Genomic DNA, 20,667 nt, shown 5'->3' with positions numbered 1-20,667 from the left:
ATCGGTGTTTTACATGGATATCGATCCCATTCCATCCAAGGCCTGTTATGACCCGTCGCACCATCTCCGCTTTCCGCCGCTGTTCGAGCCTGCTGGTTCTGGCTGCGGCCCTGACAATGAGTGGTGTCGCCCTGCCGGTCATGGCGCAAACTGCCCCGGCAGTGCAGTCGTGGAACAGCCCTGATGCGCAGATTTCGGTTTTTGAGACGCCGGACTTCATGCTGTCGCTGCAGGAAACCTCGCAGACCTTGGTCTCTCTGGCGCCGAAGGCGGCGAAGGATGGTTTCGATTTCGCCCCGGCCAATCGCTTTACCCAGCGCCTGGGCGATGGCGCCTATCGTATCGGTGATCTCGACCTGCGCCTGCGGGCCGTGGGGAGCGAGGCATGGAGCGACTATTCAACCGCCTATAAGCGCGCCAAGGTCAAGCCGCTGAAGGTGAATGGGGCTTTGGCCGCCGCAGATATCACACCGTCTCTGGGTGCCGGTTTTCCGCTCAAGGTGACGCGCACCTGGTCGGTCGTCGCTGGCAAGCTGGTCTTGCGTTATACCCTGACCAATCCGGGCAAGACCGCGATCGAGATCGGCGCCCTGGGGCTGCCGATGGTGTTTGATAATATCATTACCGGCCGTCACCTCGATGATGCTCACGAAACCGCCTCGTTTTATGACCCCTATGTCGGCCGGGATGCCGGCTATCTCCAGGTCAATCGCCTGAATGGCGCCGGGCCGTCGCTCCTGGTCCTGCCGGAAAAGAACACACCGTTCGAGCTCTACAAGCCAATCCTCAACCAGCGCAACGCCGACAAGTCGCTGAAGATCTACAACGATCCCGAACCGCGCAACATGACCTTCGAGGGCTTTTACGACTGGATGGTCGCTTCGAAGGGTTTCGCCGATACCGACTGGAAGGGTATTCAGCAGTGGAATGAACCGACCGCGCTTGTGCTGAAAGCCGGCGAGAGCCGCACCATCGGTGTGCGCTTCGTCCTGTCGCCGTCCATCCGCGAAATCGAGACCACCCTGATGCAGAACGGTCGTCCGGTGGTGGTGGGGCTGCCAGGCTATGTGCTGCCGGCCGATACCGATGCCGAGCTGTTCGTCCATTCCGCGCAGGCGGTGAAGTCGGTCAGCATCTTCCCGGAAGGCGCGCTTGAGGTCGGTGCTTCGCAGAGGGCCAAGGACGGCTGGGTTAAATACGCCGTCACCGGTAAAATCGACGGCCGCGCCCGTATGGCCATCACCTATGCCGATGGTTCGGTGCAGACCGTGCATTATCTTGTCACCAAGCCGGAACTTGAGGTGGTGGCCGATATGGGCCATTTCCTGACAACGAAGCAGTGGTACGAAAATCCGTCCGATCCCTTCAAACGCAGCCCGTCGATCATGGGCTATGACCGTGATGAGAGCCACATCATCACCCAGGACAACCGTGTCTGGGTGGCGGGCCTGAGCGACGAGGGCGGGGCGGGTTCGTGGCTGGCCACCATCATGAAGCAACTCGACAATCCGGTGCCCGAAGAGGTCGCCAAGTTCGAGCAGTTTGCCGACACCACCCTGTGGGGCCAGATTCAGACGCCGGACGGGCCTGACAAGTACGGCGTGCGCAAGTCGGTCATGTTCTACGATCCGAAGACCATGCCGGAAGGCACCTACGATCCGAAGCTGAACTGGAACACCTGGTCGGCCTGGGACCGCGAGGGCGCCGCCGATCTCGGCCGCTCCTACAACTATCCGCACGTCGCCGCCGCCTGGTGGACGCTGTATCGCCTTGGCCGCTATCATGACGGCCTGACGACCAAGGAAACCTGGCAGACCTACCTGACGCGCGCTGCCGAAACCACCAAGGCGATGATGACCAAGGCGCCTTACTATACCCAGTTCGGCCAGATGGAGGGCGATGTCTTCGTCTATATCCTCCAGGACCTCAAGCGCGAGGGCTATACGGACGAGGCCGCCGAGATCGAGACGATGATGAAGGGCCGCGCCGACATCTGGAAGACGCTGAAATATCCGTTTGGCTCGGAAATGCCGTGGGATTCGACCGGCCAGGCCGAGGTCTATATGTGGTCGCGCTATTTCGGTGACGAAAAGGCGGCCGATGTGACGCGCGAGGTCATTCTGGCCTACGACCCGACGATCCCGCACTGGGGCTATAATGGCTCGGCCCGCCGCTTCTGGGACTTCCTCTATGCCGGCAAGCAGTCGCGCATCGAGCGTCAGTTGCATCACTATGGCTCGTCGCTCAATGCCGTGCCGCTGTTTGACGCCTATCGCGCTAATCCGTCCGACTTCCAGCTCCTGCGCGTGGCCTATGGCGGCCTGATGGGCTCGCTGACCAATATCGATTCCGAGGGCTTCGGCGCGGCGGCCTTCCACTCCTTCCCGGACGCCATGCACTGGGACGGTATGAATGGCGACTACGGTATGAGCTTCTATGGCCATGCCGTCAGCGCCGCCGCCTATCTGGTCGATCACCCGACCTTTGGCTGGGCGGGCTTCGGTGGCAATGTCAGCCAGACGGGCGGCGTTATAACGCTCACGCCGACCGACAGCGCCCGTGCTCGCCTCTTCATCGCGCCGGCGGGCCTGTGGCTCACCCTCGATGCCGGCAAATTCACCGCCGCCACCTATTACCCTAAGACGGGCGCGGTGACGGTCAGCCTGGCGCCGGCGGACATACATACGCCGAAAGCCTATCTCAACGTCAAGACCACGACCGCCACCGGCAAACCCTACATGGCGAATGCTCAAACCGAACGCGGTGCCTATGTCATTCAACTCGGTGCAAATGCAACGACTATTGAACTGACGCCAAAAGCCAACTAACACTCATCAGGCCACGATCCGTCCGGATCGTGGCCAATTATATTTTTGGGAAACACAATGGGATTATTTGGACCACTGAAGCCGCTGAGGCGCGCGGAAGAAGACGGCAAGACGCTGGCCAAGACGCTGAGCTGGCCGCACCTGATGGCGCTGGGGATTGGCGGCATCATCGGCACCGGCATCTATACCCTGACCGGCGTCGGCGCGGGTCTGGCCGGGCCGGGCGTTATTGTCTCGTTTGCCCTGTGCGGCATTGTCTGCGCCTGCGCGGCCCTGTGTTACACCGAAATGTCGACCCTGATCCCGACGGCCGGTTCCGCCTATACCTACAGCTATTCCAGTATGGGCGAGATTGTGGCCTGGGTCGTTGGCTGGGCGCTGATCCTGGAATATTCGCTGGCCTGTTCGACGGTGGCCGTCGGCTGGTCGGCCCACTTGGTCGGCTGGCTGGAGGAGGGCATTGGTCTGCACCTGCCGGCCTTCCTGCTTAGCGGCCCCTATGCCGGCGGACTGGTCAATCTGCCCGCCGTCGTCGTGTCCCTGGCCGTCATGGGGCTGCTGCTGATCGGCGCCCGTGAAAGCGCCACGCTCAATATCATTCTCGTCATTGTCAAGATCGTGGCACTCGGCGCCTTTGTCGTTCTGGGTTTTCCCGCCATCCAGGCCGGTCACTACGATCCGTTCATGCCCTTTGGTTTCCTGGCGCATGAGGTCGGCGGCGAAAAGCTCGGCGTCATGGCTGCAGCGGCTATCGTGTTCTTCGCCTTCTTCGGCTTCGATGCCGTTTCGACCTCGGCCGAAGAAGCCAAGAACCCTGGCCGCGACCTGACCATCGGCATCCTGGGTTCCATGGGTGTCTCGACGCTGATCTACATGCTGGTGGCCGCTGTCGCCGTTGGGGCTGTCGGTTATCAGGATATCGCCGCGTCGGGCGAACCGCTGCCGCACGTCCTGCGCACACTTGGCCAGCCCTTGGTGGCCTCGCTGGTTGGCGGCGCCGCTATCGTAGCCCTTCCATCGGTCATCCTTGTCATGATGTACGGCCAGAGCCGCATCTTCTTCGTCATGGCGCGTGACGGTCTGCTGCCGCAAGCCGTGGCCAAGGTCAATGCCAAGGGCGCACCGGCCCTGATCACCCTCCTGACCGGTATCTTTGTTGCCATCTTCGCCGGCTTTATCCCCTTGAAGCAGATCGCCGAGCTGTCCAATGCCGGCACCCTGATCGCCTTCGTGGCTGTGGCGCTTTCGATGATCATCCTGCGCCGGAAACTGCCGGACATGCAGCGAACCTTCAAGACGCCGCTCTACTGGCTGGTTGGCCTGATCACCATTGGGGGCTGCATCTTTATCTTTTCCAGCCTGCCGATCCAGAGTCAGCTTTTCACGTTGATCTGGATGGCCATCGGTCTGGTCTTCTACTTCTCGTTCGGCCGGTGGAACAGCCGCCTGCGCAAGGAAGCCAAGGCAACGCCCGCCGAATAGGGCAGGCGCCGCAAAATAAAAGGCCCCGGAGCGATCCGGGGCCTTTTTAATTGATTACTGAGAAATCTTAAGCGCTGGCCGCTGTTTTTTCCGTTTCGAACTGCTTGCGCAGGTCTTCCAGCGTCATGGCGATATGCTGGCGCATCAGGGCCGAGACCTCTTCCGACTTGCCGGTAGCCCACAGTTCAAACAGGGCCAGGTGTTCATTGTGGGCGCGGTCGTCGCGGCCCGCCGGTTCCAGGTGCTTGCCGACATAGCGTTCCGAGATGATATTCAGGCGCTCAATGATCTGGACGGTAATCTGGCGATGCAGCGGATAAACGAGCGACATATGGAAGGCACGGTTGAGCTTGCCCACCTGGGTCTTATCGCCACTGGCGGCAACATCAAGCGCATCGAGCGCGGCGCGGGCGGCTTTCCGGTCGGCGTCCGTAGCCACTTTTGCGGCTTCACCCACGGCTTCGGGTTCGAGTTTCAGGCGCAGGGCGAAGACCTCTTCGACCTCGTCGGCGTTCAGTGGCCGGACGAAGAAGCCGCGATTGGCGTGGGAGAGAAGCAGGCCCTCCTGCTCCAGGCGGGCGAGGGCCTCGCGCAGTGGAATCTTGCTGACGCCCAGCTCGGCGGCCAGGGCGTCCTGGCGGATGGCCGTATCGGTGGGCAGCTTGCCGGAAATGATGCGGTCACGGACCAGGGAAAAGATCTGTTCGGAGAGGGTTTGAACCACAATGGTCATGAAAGTTTCCCGGAGGGCGACAGGGTTCACGTGAGTCCTGCGCTGTTTTTATATAGTATACACTAGACACCAGTCTGGCGCCATGACAAGGGCGCAACCGGTGTCAGGGATTAAATTCTGACATTTTCGTAATCTTGAGGCATTTGCGTAAGCTCTGGTGGCGGAAGGCGCGGGTTCGGCCGTCAGGGTCTTCTGTCAGGTTTTCTTTTTGTGACCTATGGATTGTGAAAACTATATATCGTATACGATATTTGGTGATCTGTAGTGATGTGGATGAATAAGGTCGATGACGGTGCCCCAAGATAACGCACTTAAGAAGAGTTTGGTCATTGGTGGCGGCGTGGTCGGCTTGAATATCGCCCTGGCGCTTCAGGCACAGGGATTTCACGTCACCTTGTGTGACAGCGGCAGCCGGGACTCGGCCTCTTACGGCAATGCCGGTCATATCGCCACCGAGCAGGCCGAGCCGCTCGCCTCGATGGCGACGGTAAAATCCGCCTGGCGGCGCTGGTTCATGCGTGGCGGCGCGCTGTCCCTGCCGCCGCAAGGTTTTTTTGCCTGGCTGCCGTTTTCGCTGCGCCTGTTGGCCGCGGCGCAACCCAAGCGTTTCGCGCAGGGCAAGGTGGCCCTGAAAAGTCTTCTGGCCCAAGCCATGCCCGCCTGGCAACGGCGGGTGGCGGATATCGGGGTGCCGGACCTGCTCTGCGAAGATGGTCATTTTGTCGTCTGGGAAACGCCGGAAAGCGCCGCCAGGGGCTTAAGCTCGTGGTCTGCCGCGGATACCGGAACGGCCACTCTGCGACCAGTGACCGATGACGAGATGTCGCAATTGTCGGCGCTGACGCAAAAGAAAATCCACGGGGCGATTCGCTTTATCGGCACGGCGCAGATCGCCGACACTCGCCGGATGCTGGAGACTTTGGGCGAACGGTTCATCGAGCGCGGCGGCCGGTATCTGTTTGAACGCGTCGAGAAAATGATTATCCGCAAGGGCAGCGCCTGGGCGGTGCTGAGCGGGGGCGAACAACTGACCGCTGATACGGTTGTGATTGCGGCGGGTATCGGCTCCAAACCCCTGCTGGAAGGTCTTGGCGAATCCGTGCCGATGATCGCCGAGCGCGGCTATCATATCCAGACGCCGGATCACGGCTGGCCGAAGGGCTTTCCGCCGGTGGTCTTCGAGGATCGCTCGATGATCGTGACGGGCTTTGAGCATGGCCTCCGCGCGGCCAGCTTTGTCGAGTTCAACCAGGTGGATGCCGCGCCGGACCCGCGCAAGTGGACGCGCTTGCGCAAGCATGTTGGTGATCTTGGCTTGCCGTTCAAAGGTGAAGGTGGAGAATGGATCGGTACTCGCCCGACCCTGCCGGATTACCTGCCGGCGATCGGCCGCTCGGACCGGGCCGATAATCTCTTTTATGCCTTCGGGCACCAGCATCTCGGCTTGACGCTCGGGGCGGTGACCGGCGAAATCGTCGCCGATATGCTCAAAAGCGGCCGTGCGCCGGAGGCCTTCGGGCTGGAACGTTTTAAGTAAGGAAGATTGCAATGATCGGTTCATCCACCCCCGAAGCCGAACTGGCGAAACTATCGGTCTATGCTCACCAGGCGCCGGCCATCACTATCGCCGAACGCCTGGCGCGCATCGAGAAGGCACGTAAGCTGACCCGCAACATGGGCGCCGATGCGCTTCTGGTCGGGGCAGGGGCCAGCCTCAACTATTTCGCCGGCGTTCCCTGGGGCGCTTCGGAGCGCCTGGTCAGTATGCTGATCCCCGTGACGGGCGACCCATTGATGATCTGTCCGTTCTTCGAGCTGGGTTCACTCGAAGCCGATATGAAGATCACCGCTGAGTTCCGCCTGTGGCAGGAGCATGAAAGTCCGCACGCCCTGATCGGCCAGGCCATGAGCGACTGGGGCGCCACGGTCATCGCTGTCGATCCGGCCATGTCGTTCGAGATGGTCAGCCGCCTGGGCCGCGAGACCGGGCTGGACATCAAGGAGGCCTCGTCCGTCATCAATGGCTGCCGCATGTACAAGTCAGCGGCGGAACTGGCCCTGATGCAGCAGGCCAAGGACATGACCATCCTTGTGCATAAGGCCGTGGCACGGATGCTTTACGAAGGCATCACCACGAAAGAGGTCAATAATTTCATCGAGGCGGCGCACCGCAAGCTGGGGGCTTCGGGTAACTCCTTCGTCATTACCCAGTTCGGCCGTGGCACAGCCTTCCCGCATGGCCTGCCGGGCGAGCAGCGCCTGAAGGAGGGCGATCTGGTGCTGGTCGATACCGGCTGCTACGTGCAGGGTTATACCTCGGACATCACCCGCACCTATATCTTCGGTCAGCCGAAACCGGACTATCAGCGCATCTGGGACATCGAGAAGGAAGCCCAGGCCGCCGCCTTTGCGCGCGTCGAGGTTGGTCTACCGTGCGAGGCGGTCGATTATGCCGCCCGCGCCGTTCTGGAAAAACATGGCCTGGGGCCGGATTACAACCTGCCGGGTACGCCGCACCGCACGGGCCACGGCATCGGCCTCAGTATACATGAACCGGCCTTCCTCGTACGTGGCGACACAACGCCGCTGGCGCCGGGCATGTGCTTCTCCAATGAGCCGATGATCGTGGTGCCCGATACCTTCGGCGTCCGCCTGGAAGACCACATGTACGTCACGGAAAACGGCGCGAAGTGGTTCACCGAACCGCAGGAAGCCATCAATAGGGTTTAAAGCGGGCCATTTGCCACGGGTTCTCCGAAATCCGGCACACCGTCCGCCGTATAATGGATCGGCTGGACGCGGGTGTGGCGGTTCGGATCGAACAGGGGATCGCCCTGAATGTCCTTATAGTCGCGGGCGTGATAGACCAGCATGTCGCGCCCGTTTTCATCGACCGTGAAGCTGTTGTGGCCGGGACCCCAGACGTTATGGGCTGGAGAACTTTTGAATACCGGCTCCGGTGATTTTACCCACGAGGCCGGGTCCATGATGTCGGCGTCGTCGTGCGCCGTCAGCAGACCCATGCAGTAATGGTAATCAGTAGCGGCGGCCGAATAGGTCAGGAACAGACGGCCGTTGCGTGCCAAAAGGGCGGGGCCTTCATTGACCTTGAAGCCGATGGTTTCCCAGTCATAGGTGGGGACCGTCAGGCGGGCCGGTTTTGCGGCAAGGGTAATCGGCGTGGCCAGCGGCGCCAGGTAAAGATTGCTGTTGGTGTCGATCCCTGGTTCATGCTGCGCCCAGCACAGATAGCGTACGCCGCGATGGACGAAGGTCGTGGAATCGAGGGTGAAGCTATCCCACGGCGTTTCAAGCTGGCCGGTCAGGGACCATTTGCCGGTTAGCGGGTTGGTATCCGTGCAGGAAAGCACATAGGTACGGATATGGAACTTGTCGTCGCCATTTCCGGCAGCGAAATAGATGTGCCACTGGCCGTCGAAATGATGCAGTTCCGGCGCCCAGATATAGCCGGCCATCCGGCCGCTTTCGGGGCGACGCCAGACCACAGCCTCTTCCGCTGTTGACAGTCCGGCCAGGGTACGGGCGCGGCGGATGGCCAGCCGGTCATATTCGGGCACCGAGGCCATCATGTAGTAATAACCGTCATCATGTTTGAAAACTTGCGGGTCGGCGCGTTGCAGGACCAGTGGATTGACGATCTTTGAGGGGCGCTCAGCGGCCTGCGCAAGAATAGGAGACATCAGACCGGCACCTGCGGATGTGGTTAGAAAGTGACGACGGCTAAAGACGGGCATTGCGGACTCTGGGAAACTGGGAAGGAGTAAATGTCAGACAATTGCGCTTACACCGTGAAAAGACATCTTGTCAAACTGACGCCTCGATAACATGGGCCTGTATCTTTGCGGCGATCGCGCCATGACCATGTTTTTCGGCCAGCGCAGCGGTGACATAATCCGTCGCGGCTTCAGGGTTTCCGTCGGCGGCCTCGATTTCATTACACAGAAGGGTGCCTTGGCAATAGGCAGTGGCCACATGACGCGGGGATGGCGCGCGGCTGATTTCGGTCCGGGTGTCTATAGCCACGCCAGAGAAGCCCGCAGCCTTAAGTTCACTGCGTATCAGTGCCGTATCGTGGTAGCCATGTGGCGTGCGGACCAGGAAACGCGGCGGATCGGCCGGCAGGAGCCGCGCGAGGGCGTTAGTCACCTCGTCGGCAAACACATTCGTCTCGATGCGATCCCAGACGCTGAACAGGAAATGCCCGCCGGGTTTTAGCACGCGCCGGGCTTCGCGGTAAGCCTGTGTGCGATCCGGAAAGAACATGGCGCCGAACTGGCAGAAGGCGAGATCGAAGCTTTCGTCTGCAAACGGCAGCGCCATGGCGTCGGCCTGTTGCCATTGGATGCGCTTATCCGGCGGTTGCCGTGAAGCCGCGTAATCGAGCATCGGCGGGTTCAGGTCGGTGACGATATAGGAGGTGTCGGGCGGCAATTGCGGCGCCAGGGCACGCGTGACGGCCCCGGTGCCGGCGGCGATTTCCAGAACCGCATCCGGTTTCAGGGCGGCCGCGCGCCGGGCCATATCGTCGGCATAGAGCTGGAAGATCAGCGGCACCATGTGACGGTCGTAGTTTTCCGGCACCGAGCCCGCGAATACCTTGTCTGAGTCCCGCATGATTACGCCCGCTCTCCGGCATCAGCCGCTAGCGAGTGTACTACGCTCCAACCTTACGAGAAACAGTCATCTTTTGCCTTGCCGCTTTCATCCAGACTGATGTGGGCGGTGTTCATGCGGGCGGGGTGCATATAATAAACATCGGCCGGAATGCGATGATCCCAGCGGTAGACCTCTGACAGGAGGGCATAGAATTCCGGATCGTGGGCCTTGAAGTCATCTGCATTGAGCACAGTCAGGGTGTCGGTGATGTACGCCTTGTTGGAATTGAACCAGAACTGCGTGCCCTCGGCCCAGTATTCATCAAGCGTATTGGCCATGTAGGCGCCCTGCCACAGGCGCTTTTCCCTGGCATGGGCATAGGCCGCTTCCACGCGCGCCTCAAGCGCCGGATCGGCCGTGCGGATAGCTTCGAAAATGCTGTGCGAGAACTCGTGAACGAGGATGTTCTCGCCATAATAACGGGTGCCGGGCACACCCATGATGTTTTCCGCCGCCCCTGTGGTATAGGTGCCGCCCATGCCGCGGGCACGCTGCGCCCAATAATCGCGGTCCGTTTGCAAACCTATGGTCTTGGCATAGTCGCGCACATCGCATTTCGACAGGCGCGGATCATCGATGGCCGGCTTTTTCCAGTCGCTTTGTTCGGGAATATCAGTCGTCGTTTCGTCGATCGCCATAATGCCGACGCGGGCACCATTGCGGATCAACTGGTTACGGATATCCGGGCGTTCGGAAAGCATGTAGAGCACAATATCGCGCGCCACCAGGATACCGGCGTCGGGGACATTCTTCGAGCCGATGATCGGTATGCCGCCGGCATCGGCATATTTCTGGTAAAACGGATCGAGGTCCAGCCAGACTGGTGGGCGGGTGATAAGGCGGGCGTCGAAGGACGGGATTTCCGCCTTCGCCATGACGGCGCGCTCGGCCTCGGTCGCCAACGCAAAGCCAGACGACAAGGACAAGGCGATTGCAGAAGCAGCAAAAATCCCCCGCTTCATGCTACTTCTCGTCTGCATAAGGGCCCTTGCCGCCTTCGGCGATAAAGCGATCGACGCGGGCTTCAAGGACGGGCAGCGGGACCGAACCCAGTTGCAGGACGGCGTCGTGGAACTGGCGCAGATCGAACTTTTCACCCAAAGCGGCTTCGGCCTTATGGCGCGCTTTCCAGATGGCCATTTCGCCCAGATAGTAGCTGAGCGCCTGGCCCGGCCAGGCGATATAGCGGTCCACTTCCGTCGTCACTTCGTGCTTGGACAGGGCGGTATTTTCCAACAGGTAGTTCTGGGCCTGTTCGCGGGTCCAGCCCTTGGCGTGGATGCCGGTGTCGACCACCAGGCGGCAGGCGCGCCACATCTGGTAGCTCAACATGCCGTAGGTCTCATAAGGCGTGTGGTACATGCCCATCTCGACGCCCAGACGTTCGGAATAGAGCGCCCAGCCTTCGCCATAGGCCGAGATATAGGTGAACTGGCGGAACGGCGGCAGGTCAGTGTTTTCGGCGGCCAGCGGCATCTGGAAGGCGTGGCCCGGCGCCGATTCATGCAGGGTCAGGGCCGGCAGCGAATAGAGCGGGCGCGACGGCAGGTTCCAGGTATTGACGAGATAGACGCCGGGGCCGCCGCGACCGCCGGTATAGAAGGGCGCGATATCATCTGGTACGGGAATAATCCCGAAGCGCGAACGGGGAAGCCGGCCGAAATACTGCGACGCCTTGCCGTCGAACTCCTTGGCGGTCCACGCGGCGCGGTCGAGCAGGGCTTGTGGCGTGGTCACGTAGAACTGCGGATCGGTGCGCAGGAAATCGTTGAAGGCCGGCAAATCACCCTTGAAGCCGACCTGATCTTTGATCGCCAGCATTTCCGCCTTGATCTTGGCCACTTCGTCGAGGCCGATCTGGTGGATCTGTTCCGGCGTCATGTCGACCGTGGCATATTCGCGCACCTGAGACTGGTAGAAAGCCTTGCCGTTGGGCAGGTCGTAGGCGGCGATCGACTTGGCGGCGCCGGGAATATATTCCTCGCGCATGAATTTCAGCAGGGTCTTGTGCGCCGGCAGGACCGATTTGGTGATGGCGTCGGCGGCCAGCTTTTTCAGTTCGGCCTGCTTGTCGGCGGGAATGGTGGCCGGCAGCGACTTGAACGGCGTGTAGTAGATATTATCCTCAACCGACTTGGCGTCGGTCACGCTGGTGATGGTGGCGTCACGGCCCTGGAGCGAAATCTGCGGCAGGGTGAAGCCGCGCTTCAGGCCGGCGCGCATATTGTCGGTATTGTCCTTGAAGTAGCGCGGCATGTCGTTGAGCTGCGCGATATAGTTGCGATAATCGCTTTCGCTGTGGAACGTACCGCGCGCCATACCGGCCAGGTCGCCCCAGAAGGAGGTGTCGCCGCTTAAGGGGCGCTGATAGACCTTGAATTGCTGGTCGGCGATCAGGGTTTCGATCTGGAAGCGGTAAACCTGATAGTCCTCGGCATCCTTCGGGGAAAGCGCCTTGACGTCGATAGCATCGAGTTGCTTCAGCGTGTCCTGCCAGCGGGCCAACTTGGCAGTTTGAGCCTTTTCGGAAACGTCGGGCAGGTGCGCCGCCACTTCACCGGATGGGCTGTCCTCATTGGCGGCTTCCTGCTGGCTGCGCCAGTCCCATTCGCTCTTATATATGGACTCAAACTTCTGGTCCGTCGCCGTATCGGCCAGGGCCGGCAGGGCGGAAAGCGAGGTCAGGATGACGGTAAGGGCGGTGGCGTGCAGCAGGGCTTTCATCGGCGATGACCTCACATTTATATGTATTGCCAGACAATTGTATACAGTATAATCGTTGGGGCGCAACTACCGGATTCACATAACGAGGCTATGAAATGACCCGCCCGATACTGCCAGATATGACCACCCTTGATCGCCGTTTTCTGCTGAGAGGCGCCGCGGCCGGCAGCCTTCTGGCCTCAATCGGTGGTGTGGCCAATGCCAGGGAAGCCGGCATAACCGTGCCTTCGGTGGCGCAACCGGTGCCGATGGAAAATGTGCGTCTTTTATCGTCGCCTTTCAATGACGCGGTCGAGGCCAATATCAAATACCTGATGTTCCTGTCGCCGGACCGTTTCCTGCACAACTATCACAAGTTCGCCGGGCTTCCCGTCAAGGGCGAGATCTATGGTGGCTGGGAATCCGACACCATCGCCGGCGAGGGGCTGGGCCACTATTTGAGCGCCCTGTCGCTGATGTACGCCCAGACCGGCAATGTCGAATGCCTGAACCGCGTTACCTATATTGTCAATGAACTGGCGAAGGTGCAGGCGGCGCAGGGCGACGGCTATACCGGCGCCATCATGCGTAAGCGCAAAGACGGTACGCTGGTTGACGGCAAGGAAATTTTCCCGGAAATCATGGCGGGCGATATCCGTTCGGCCGGTTTCGACCTCAATGGCGCCTGGTCGCCTTATTACAGCCTGCACAAGCTGTTCGCCGGCTTGCTGGATGCCGACAAATACTGCGGCAACAAGAAAGCTATCGACGTGGCGGTCGGCTTCGGCGGTTATATTGAAAAGGTCTTCGCCGCGCTCGATGACGAGCAGACGCAGAAGATGCTCAACTGCGAATATGGCGGGCTCAACGAATCCTTTGCCGAACTTTACATGCGCACCAATGATCCGCGCTGGCTGAAGCTGTCGCAGCGCATCTATGACAAGAAGGTGCTCGATCCGCTGAAGGCCGGCGAGGACAAGCTGGCCAATTTCCACGCCAATACCCAGATCCCCAAGCTGATCGCGCTGGCGCGCTTGCACGAAATTACTGGCGATGCCTCGGATGCCAAGGCGGCCAGCTTCTTCTGGCAGCGCGTGACCCAGCACCACAGCTTCGTCATCGGCGGCAATGCCGACCGCGAGTACTTCTTCGAGCCGGACACCATTGCCACCCACATCACCGAGCAGACCTGCGAAAGCTGCAACAGCTACAACATGCTGAAGCTGACGCGCCATCTCTATAGCTGGTCGCCGGACGCCAGCTATTTCGATTATTATGAGCGCGCCCATCTCAACCACATCCTGGCGCAGCAGAATCCGAAGACCGGTATGTTCGCCTATATGATGCCGCTGATGTCGGGTACGGCACGCGAGTTTTCCTCGCCGGAAAATGACTTCTGGTGCTGTGTGCTGACCGGTATCGAGAGCCATTCCAAGCACGGCGACAGCATCTACTGGCAGTCGGATGACACGCTGTTCGTCAATCTCTATATCCCCTCAACCCTGAACTGGGCGGCGCAAAAGGCGGCGTTCCAGCTCGACACCAAATATCCCTATGACGGCCATATCGCCTTCAAGGTGACCCAGCTCGCGGGCGCGAAGACTTTCACCTTGGCTCTGCGTATTCCCGCCTGGGCGGCAAATTCGAAGATCCTGGTCAATGGCAAGCCGGCCCTGGCGACATCAGCCAAGGGCTATGCCCTGGTCCGCCGCAAGTGGCGCGCCGGCGATGTGGTCACGCTCGACCTGCCGCTCGATCTGCGCTTTGAACATACGGCGGGCGATGAGAAGGTCGTGGCCCTCTTGCGCGGCCCGATGGTGCTGACTGTCGATCTCGGCGCCGCCGAAGACAAGTGGGAAGGCGATGCGCCGGCGCTCGTCGGCGCCGACCTGCTGGCCGGCATCACGCCGGTCTCGGTCGAGCAGGCAGTGTACAAGACTAACGGCATCGGCCGTCCGGGCGACATGACCTTCAAGCCGTTCTATGCCCAGTGGGAACGCCGCAACGCGACCTATTTCAGCAAGTATAACGACGCCGAATGGGCCGAGGCGCAGGTGGCCTACAAGGCCGAACAGGCGCGCCTGAAGGACGAAGCGGCGCGTTCGGTCGATGTCATGCACCTCGGTGAGATGCAGCCCGAACGCGACCACAATCTGAAATCGGAAATCTCCTATCCGGTCATCTATCGTGGTCGTCAGGGCCGTGACGCCCGCACGCTCGGATTCTTCTCGTTCGAGATGAATACCCAGCGTGACGGTAAGGATGTGGGCCCGCTGATCCTGCAGGCGACCTATTGGGGTTCGGAAAACAACCGCGTGTTCGACATCCTGGTCGATGGCGTGGCCATCGCCCACGAACGCCTGACCGGACGACAGCCCGGCGCCTGGATCGATGTCGACTACCCGATCCCGCTGGAACTGACCAAGGGCAAGGCGAAGGTGACGATCAAGTTCGATCCGAAGGAAGGCAAGACCGCTGGCCCTGTCTTCGGGGTGAAGTTGTTCACTGCCGCCGCTGCCGGGACTACCGCTTAAACAAAAATCCCGCCATCCGAAGATGGCGGGATTTTTTTCAGACTTCACCTTTCCGCGAGGCGAGAATGCAAAGCAGTGTGATGACCGACGCCGCCAGCAGGTAGTAACCGACATAGGCCAGGCCATAATGGCCCTGGAGCCAGGTGGCGGCATAGGGCGCCAGCGATGCGCCGACAATGCCCGCCAGGTTGAAGGTCATCGACGCGCCGGTATAGCGGACGCTGGTGGGGAAGGGGGCCGCCAGGGCCGTGCCGATCGGGGCATAGGTCATGCCCATCAGCGCCATGGCGATCACCGCGAACAGGAGGATGCCGGTCTCGCTGCCGCCCAGCAGAACCGGCAGGAGGAAGGAAAAGGCGCCGATCAGGACGGTGGTGCCGATCAGTACGGCGCGACGGCCGAAGCGCTCGGACAGCTTGCCCGACAGGGGAATGAAAATGCCGAACGAGATCGAGCTGAAAATCTGGATCGCCAACGCATCGAGGAACGGAATATGCCGGACCTTGACATTATAGGACATCAGGTAAGCGGTGGCGATATAGAACAGCACGAAGGTCACCATTGCGACGAAGGTGCCGAGAAACAGGCTGCGCTTGTGGCTGCGGAAAATTTCGGCCAGCGGCACCTTGACGCGTTCCTCGGTCTCGACAGCCTTCTGGAATTCCGGCGTTTCTGTGATCGAAAGCCGCATCCACAGACCAACCGCGATCAGCAGGATCGAGGAAATGAAGGGGATGCGCCAGCCCCAGCTCAGCAGATCGTCCTGCGAGATAAAGTGCAGCAGTACCCAGAATATGCCGGAAGACAGGAACAGCCCGACCGGGGCGCCCAGTTGCGGGAACATGCCGTACCACGAGCGCTTGCCCTCCGGCGCGTTCTCGGTGGCCAGCAGGACCGCACCACCCCATTCACCGCCGAGACCGAAGCCCTGACCGAAGCGGCAGAGCGACAGCAGCAGGGGCGCGAAGACACCGATCTGTTTGAAGCCAGGCAGGAGGCCGATCACTATGGTGGAAATACCCATGGTCAGCAGGGCCGCCACAAGTGTCGCCTTACGGCCGATACGGTCACCGAAATGACCAAAGACCATGGCACCGATCGGCCGGGCAAAAAAGGCGATCGAGAAGGTGGCGAAGGATTGCAGCATCGCCGAGGTCGGGTCGCTGGACGGGAAGAACAGGGTGGGGAAGACCAGTACCGCCGCCGTGGCATAGACGTAAAAGTCGAAAAACTCGATGGTCGTGCCGGCCAGGCTGGCGATCAGCACCTTGAACGGCGAATTAAGCGGCTTTGGATGGTTTGTCATTTTCTGAGGTTTCCCTTTGTTATTCTGCGCTCTAGCGCATTTTTGACGGTAGGGAAACCCCATTACGGCGGTCAGGCTAAGCCCTTGCGCAGGAAGGCACGGATGCGGGCCGTCAGTTCCGGCGTCAGCGGACCGAGCGAGCCCTTGTCGCCGGCTGCCAGATGCGCCAGCGGATCCTCGCCGCCGGTGAAGACGTAATAGTCGAAAAGCGTCTTCCACAGCGCCTGATGGCCTTCGGGCATGTCGCGGAGGGCCAGTATGGCGTGGAACAGGGCCTCGTAGCCGCCGGCCGCGGCCTTTGGTGCGTCGTCCCACCAGTAATTGACCAGCACATTGAAGCGCGACAGCGAATGGACCTGGTGCCACCAGCCGTAAGGGATGTAGATGGCGTCGCCGGCTTCCAGTTCGGCGGTCAGCATGGTCTTTTGCGCTTCGGCAAACTGCGGGTAACGCTCCAGGTCAGGGTTTTCGACATCGACCATGCTGACCGGCACGCCGCCAATGGTGCGGTCGAACGGGCCGGGATAGAGGTTGGTCAGTTGCTCCGGCGGGAACAGATGAAAGCGGCGTCGCCCCGCCACCACGCAGGCGATATTGTGGTTCAGGTCGTAATGGGCGCGCGTAACGGTCTGGTTGCCGATCCAGATGCGCGGTTCGACTTCAGGCAACAGATCGAGCCGGTTTTCATCGGCGAAGCCCGGCATATGTGTCTTGATTGGCACGGACTGCACGTAAATGGATTGCGGATTCTCATCGGTGCGCGCCGCCATCAGCCGGTCGAGCGCCATGGCGATCGGCGCCGGGCCATGACGAAAATTCTCGCTGCGGGTATTGGCGCCATAAAAGAAATTGCCGCGAATCTCCGGCGCCCCCAGATAAACGCCGGCCAGTTCGCCATTGTCGTGTTTTTTCAGATAATCGACCAGAGCTTCGTCAGATTGCTGCCCCAAATTGACCACCGGCCATGCGCTGATCGCGCCTTTTAATACGGCCGGCGTATTGCGGGGGCGAATGTCAGTGACGAAATCTTCCGGCGTTACGGATGCGAATATGGCGATGGTGGACATGGTAACCTGAAAAGGGAGACGCGACATCTGAATTCGCTATCGGCGAGACGGTGGGCGAGACAGCTCATGATAGTGCTTTCCTTTGTGGCGCAAAGCGTAAACGCAGCCACAAACATGACAAAAAAGTCTCACATGGCGAAAATCGGACAATTTCGTATACTTTATGTAACGCAATCGTATAATTTATAATTGACGCTTTGTAAAAGTAGTGATTGTTTTCTTCCTGCGTCAAATGCGGCGGTTCTGCGGAATGCAGCTCGTGTAACGGGTAATTTGTTTGGCGCTTGCAAAAGGGATTCACAATGAAAATAAACAAGAGAGCGCTGATTATGACCGGGGTCGCTCTGACAGCCCTCGGTTCCGCACTGGCGATCACGCCGGCATTCGCGCAGGATGCGGCACCTGCGGCAGATGACGCGCAGGCCACAACGGTCGTTGTTACCGGCACGCGTATCCGCCGTCCCAACCTGAAAAGCGCTTCACCGATCACCACGGTAGACACCAAGGAAGTCAAGCTGCAGGGCGCTATCGCCGTCGATTCCTTCCTGAAGTCTCTGCCGCAGATCGAAGCCGGCAACAATGAAAACCAGTCGAACAATTCCGATGGTACGGCGGGCGTCAACCTGCGCAGCCTAGGCGGCAACCGTTCGCTGGTCCTGATCGACGGCCAGCGCTTCCTCCCGACGCTCGGTGTCGACCTCAATTTCATTCCGTCATCGCTCGTGGAGCGCACGGATGTTCTCACCGGTGGCGCCTCATCGGTTTACGGTTCGGACGCCATGTCCGGCGTCGTCAACTTCATCATGCGCAAGCGCCTGAATGGTATCAAGTTCGATTCGCAGTACAGCATTTATCAACACACCAACGACGACGATTATCTGCGTGGCATCCAGGAAGCCAAGGGCATCACCCCGGCCAAGAAAAATGTCTGGGATGGTCAGAAGTACGATTTCAACATTTCGTTCGGCTCCAACCTCGAAGATGGCAAGGGTAATGTCACAGGCTATTTCGGCTATCGTAAAATGGAAGCTGTACGCCAAGACGCACGCGATTATTCGAACTGCGCGCTCGAATTTGATGATCCAGATGGTTCGACTTTCCGCTGCGGTGGCTCCAGTTCACACGCTTTTGGCCGCTTCCGTCCTCTGACGATCACAATGGATGACGGTACGGTCATCGATTCTCCGGGCAAGAATACGGACTATGCCAACTCAAAGGACGGCTCGAAGACCTGGGTTCCCAACGATCCGTCGTTCAATTACAACTATGCGCCGGACAACTATACCCTTCGTAATTCCGAGCGTTACAATGCCGGCTTCTTCGCCAACTACAAGGTCAACGAGCATGTTGAAGCCTATGGAAGCTTCATGTTCATGGACGACCACTCTGTCAGTCAGGTTGCGCCTTCGGCCATCTGGGCCGGCCGCGCCTTTGACGTCAACTGCGATAACCCCTTCCTGAGCGCGCAACAAGGCGCCATTCTCTGCGGTGCCGCCTATGGTACGGACGCGGTCGCGCAGACCCAGGTCGTCTATCGCGCCGCCACTGGGCCTGGTCGTCGCAACGACATGCGTCACACGGACTACCGTCTGGCCGGCGGCTTCCGCGGCGCCATAAACGATACCTGGAGCTATGACGCCAGTTATATGTACGCCACCACAATCGGTCAGTTCAACTACCAGAACGACATCAATCAGGACTTGGCGGCGCAGGCTCTGATGGCGGTGATGGATAACGGTACACCGGTCTGTATCGACCAGTCGAAGGGCTGTAAGCCGATCGACGTTTTCAGCGCCAACGGCCCTTCGGCGGAAGGTCTTGAATTCATCTATGCGCCGACCTTCACGCGTAATGAACAAAGCATCAATGTCTTCAACGCCTTCGTCAGCGGAGACCTGGGCAAGTACGGCATCACCTCGCCTTGGGCGGATGATGGCGTCGCTATCGTCCTCGGTGTTGAAAGCCGCAAGGAAGCCATTGACGAGAAGCGGGACCAGACACAGTTGGATGCCGAAATTCCCGAGGCACATGGCAAGATCTGGGCCGACGAATACTTCACCGAAGTGGAAGTGCCGATTGTCAGCAACAAACCGGGCATCAAGTCTCTGAATGCCTCGCTTGGTTACCGCAGCTCTACCTATAATTCGGAATCCCCGACGGCCAAGGGCGAGGAAAAGAAGACCGAAACCTATAAGATCGAAGGCCGTTATGCCCCCACGAGCGATATCCTGTTCCGCGCCAGCTACAACAAGGCCATGCGCGCCGCCAATGTCAGCGAACTGTTTGCGTCACAGCAGGTCGGTAACGTCGGCCTGATCGATCCCTGCGCCGGCCCGACCCCGGCCAAGTCCCAGGCAGAATGTGCCCGCACCGGTGTTACCGCAGCCTGGTATGGCCATATCGAACCTACGCCGGCCGATGTTGGTTCCGGTCTCGGCGGTGGTAATCCTGACCTCAACCCGGAAGAAGCCAAGACGACGACCTATGGCCTGGTCTTCACGCCGCGCGGCCTGCCGCTCGCTGTCAGCCTGGACTACTACAAGATTCGTATCGAAGGTTATATCGGCACGGTCGATCCTCAGGTTGCCGTCAGCCAGTGCGTCAATACCGGCGATCCGTTCTACTGCGGCCTGATCGTGCGTAATCCGGTCACAGGCGCGTTGTTTGGTTACAACAAGGCGCTGGGTGGCTATGTCATCAACACCAACATCAACACCGGTTTCCTGGAAACCACGGGTGTGGACGTCAGTGCGACCTACAGCCTGGAAACGGCACAGGTATTCGGCCACGATTACGGCAGCCTCAACTTCTCGCTGGTCGGCACCTACCTGAACTCGCTGGAAACCGAAGTACTTCCGGGCCTCGGCTCCTATGACTGCACCGGCCTGTTCGGCGGCGCCTGTGGTCAGCCCAAGCCAAAGTGGAGGCACAATCTGCGCACCACCTGGGCGGTTCCAGGTGATCGCGTCTGGGCGCCGACCACGGTTTCGGTCAACTGGCGCTACTTCGGCAAGGCCGAACTGGCTACCAATACCGACGACCAGTACTTGACCGGCACAAAGTCGACCCGCAATGCCGAGATCGAAGCCTATAACTATATCGATCTGGCCATGACAAAGAACCTGCCGCATGGCCTCGTACTGCGTGCCGGTGTCAACAACCTGTTCGACAAGGATCCGCCGGCCATCATGGGTGGCCTGTTGGTCCAGAACGGCAACGGCAATACCTACCCCAGCACCTATGATCCGCTGGGCCGGATGTTCTTCCTCGGTCTGTCGACCTCTTTCTAAAAGGGTAATTATCTGAGCGTACCCAGGGGGCGTTGTTGGTTCAGGCC

Annotated in this window: 13 protein-coding genes; 6 read left to right on the top strand and 7 right to left on the bottom strand. The window is 59.9% G+C overall.

Translation table 11 applies throughout. From position 1 onward, the window contains the following. The first annotated feature begins 47 nt into the window (after nucleotides 1-47). Nucleotides 48-2,828, top strand: coding sequence for a DUF5695 domain-containing protein (locus BLO49_RS04900; protein ID WP_090644889.1), 2,781 nt, complete (start codon nucleotides 48-50; stop codon nucleotides 2,826-2,828). Nucleotides 2,829-2,885: 57 nt separating this feature from the next. Continuing rightward, complete coding sequence (locus BLO49_RS04895; protein WP_090644886.1) at nucleotides 2,886-4,310, top strand: amino acid permease; 1,425 nt, start codon at nucleotides 2,886-2,888, stop codon at nucleotides 4,308-4,310. Between the two features lie 67 nt (nucleotides 4,311-4,377). Here BLO49_RS04895 and BLO49_RS04890 read toward each other — a convergent pair whose 3' ends face one another. Beyond that, on the bottom strand, nucleotides 4,378-5,043 hold the full coding sequence (locus tag BLO49_RS04890; protein WP_090644883.1) for a GntR family transcriptional regulator: 666 nt from the start codon (nucleotides 5,041-5,043) through the stop codon (nucleotides 4,378-4,380). Between the two features lie 286 nt (nucleotides 5,044-5,329). On the opposite strand from BLO49_RS04890, the gene BLO49_RS04885 reads away from it, so the two are divergent. Next, complete coding sequence (locus tag BLO49_RS04885) at nucleotides 5,330-6,580, top strand: NAD(P)/FAD-dependent oxidoreductase (RefSeq protein WP_090644881.1); 1,251 nt, start codon at nucleotides 5,330-5,332, stop codon at nucleotides 6,578-6,580. 11 nt (nucleotides 6,581-6,591) lie between these two features. Beyond that, nucleotides 6,592-7,773, top strand: a complete 1,182-nt coding sequence (locus BLO49_RS04880) for a M24 family metallopeptidase (protein ID WP_090644878.1) — start codon at nucleotides 6,592-6,594, stop codon at nucleotides 7,771-7,773. Here BLO49_RS04880 and BLO49_RS04875 read toward each other — a convergent pair. The 4 genes from BLO49_RS04875 to BLO49_RS04860 all read right to left on the bottom strand — a co-directional run bounded on the left by BLO49_RS04875 (nucleotide 7,770) and on the right by BLO49_RS04860 (nucleotide 12,444). Beyond that, nucleotides 7,770-8,744, bottom strand: a complete 975-nt coding sequence (locus tag BLO49_RS04875) for a glycoside hydrolase family 43 protein (protein WP_090644874.1) — start codon at nucleotides 8,742-8,744, stop codon at nucleotides 7,770-7,772. The genes BLO49_RS04880 and BLO49_RS04875 overlap by 4 nt on opposite strands. A 124-nt stretch (nucleotides 8,745-8,868) precedes the next feature. Next, entirely contained in the window at nucleotides 8,869-9,678 is an 810-nt protein-coding gene (locus BLO49_RS04870) for a class I SAM-dependent methyltransferase (RefSeq protein ID WP_090644871.1), read from the bottom strand. A 53-nt stretch (nucleotides 9,679-9,731) separates the two neighbouring features. Beyond that, nucleotides 9,732-10,682: a glycoside hydrolase gene (locus tag BLO49_RS04865; protein ID WP_245678861.1), complete on the bottom strand. Its 951-nt coding sequence runs from the start codon at nucleotides 10,680-10,682 to the stop codon at nucleotides 9,732-9,734. A gap of 1 nt (nucleotide 10,683) precedes the next feature. Beyond that, nucleotides 10,684-12,444: a DUF885 domain-containing protein gene (locus tag BLO49_RS04860; protein ID WP_090644865.1), complete on the bottom strand. Its 1,761-nt coding sequence runs from the start codon at nucleotides 12,442-12,444 to the stop codon at nucleotides 10,684-10,686. 95 nt (nucleotides 12,445-12,539) lie between these two features. On the opposite strand from BLO49_RS04860, the gene BLO49_RS04855 reads away from it, so the two are divergent. After that, nucleotides 12,540-14,957, top strand: a complete 2,418-nt coding sequence (locus BLO49_RS04855; RefSeq protein WP_245678860.1) for a glycoside hydrolase family 127 protein — start codon at nucleotides 12,540-12,542, stop codon at nucleotides 14,955-14,957. A gap of 37 nt (nucleotides 14,958-14,994) precedes the next feature. On the opposite strand, the gene BLO49_RS04850 is transcribed toward BLO49_RS04855, so the two are convergent. Both BLO49_RS04850 and BLO49_RS04845 read right to left on the bottom strand, forming a co-directional pair. Next, nucleotides 14,995-16,263 (bottom strand): MFS transporter, encoded by a 1,269-nt coding sequence (locus BLO49_RS04850; protein ID WP_090644862.1) that lies wholly within the window; start codon nucleotides 16,261-16,263, stop codon nucleotides 14,995-14,997. Between the two features lie 71 nt (nucleotides 16,264-16,334). Next, nucleotides 16,335-17,357, bottom strand: coding sequence for a cupin-like domain-containing protein (locus BLO49_RS04845; protein WP_245678859.1), 1,023 nt, complete (start codon nucleotides 17,355-17,357; stop codon nucleotides 16,335-16,337). Nucleotides 17,358-17,659: 302 nt separating this feature from the next. On the opposite strand from BLO49_RS04845, the gene BLO49_RS04840 reads away from it, so the two are divergent. Further along, complete coding sequence (locus tag BLO49_RS04840) at nucleotides 17,660-20,620, top strand: TonB-dependent receptor domain-containing protein (RefSeq protein ID WP_090646138.1); 2,961 nt, start codon at nucleotides 17,660-17,662, stop codon at nucleotides 20,618-20,620. The last annotated feature ends 47 nt before the right edge of the window (nucleotides 20,621-20,667 follow it).

Source organism: Asticcacaulis taihuensis, assembly GCF_900100255.1.
Lineage (GTDB): Bacteria > Pseudomonadota > Alphaproteobacteria > Caulobacterales > Caulobacteraceae > Asticcacaulis > Asticcacaulis taihuensis.
This window is presented reverse-complemented; position numbering and strand designations above follow the sequence as displayed.

Coding starts and splice junctions, on each gene's coding strand:
- BLO49_RS04900 (WP_090644889.1), top strand. CDS start 48: ATGACCCGTCGCACCATCTCCGCTTTCCGCCGCTGTTCGAGCCTGCTG.
- BLO49_RS04895 (WP_090644886.1), top strand. CDS start 2,886: ATGGGATTATTTGGACCACTGAAGCCGCTGAGGCGCGCGGAAGAAGAC.
- BLO49_RS04890 (WP_090644883.1), bottom strand. CDS start 5,043: ATGACCATTGTGGTTCAAACCCTCTCCGAACAGATCTTTTCCCTGGTC.
- BLO49_RS04885 (WP_090644881.1), top strand. CDS start 5,330: ATGACGGTGCCCCAAGATAACGCACTTAAGAAGAGTTTGGTCATTGGT.
- BLO49_RS04880 (WP_090644878.1), top strand. CDS start 6,592: ATGATCGGTTCATCCACCCCCGAAGCCGAACTGGCGAAACTATCGGTC.
- BLO49_RS04875 (WP_090644874.1), bottom strand. CDS start 8,744: ATGTCTCCTATTCTTGCGCAGGCCGCTGAGCGCCCCTCAAAGATCGTC.
- BLO49_RS04870 (WP_090644871.1), bottom strand. CDS start 9,678: ATGCGGGACTCAGACAAGGTATTCGCGGGCTCGGTGCCGGAAAACTAC.
- BLO49_RS04865 (WP_245678861.1), bottom strand. CDS start 10,682: ATGAAGCGGGGGATTTTTGCTGCTTCTGCAATCGCCTTGTCCTTGTCG.
- BLO49_RS04860 (WP_090644865.1), bottom strand. CDS start 12,444: ATGAAAGCCCTGCTGCACGCCACCGCCCTTACCGTCATCCTGACCTCG.
- BLO49_RS04855 (WP_245678860.1), top strand. CDS start 12,540: ATGACCCGCCCGATACTGCCAGATATGACCACCCTTGATCGCCGTTTT.
- BLO49_RS04850 (WP_090644862.1), bottom strand. CDS start 16,263: ATGACAAACCATCCAAAGCCGCTTAATTCGCCGTTCAAGGTGCTGATC.
- BLO49_RS04845 (WP_245678859.1), bottom strand. CDS start 17,357: ATGTCGCGTCTCCCTTTTCAGGTTACCATGTCCACCATCGCCATATTC.
- BLO49_RS04840 (WP_090646138.1), top strand. CDS start 17,660: ATGACCGGGGTCGCTCTGACAGCCCTCGGTTCCGCACTGGCGATCACG.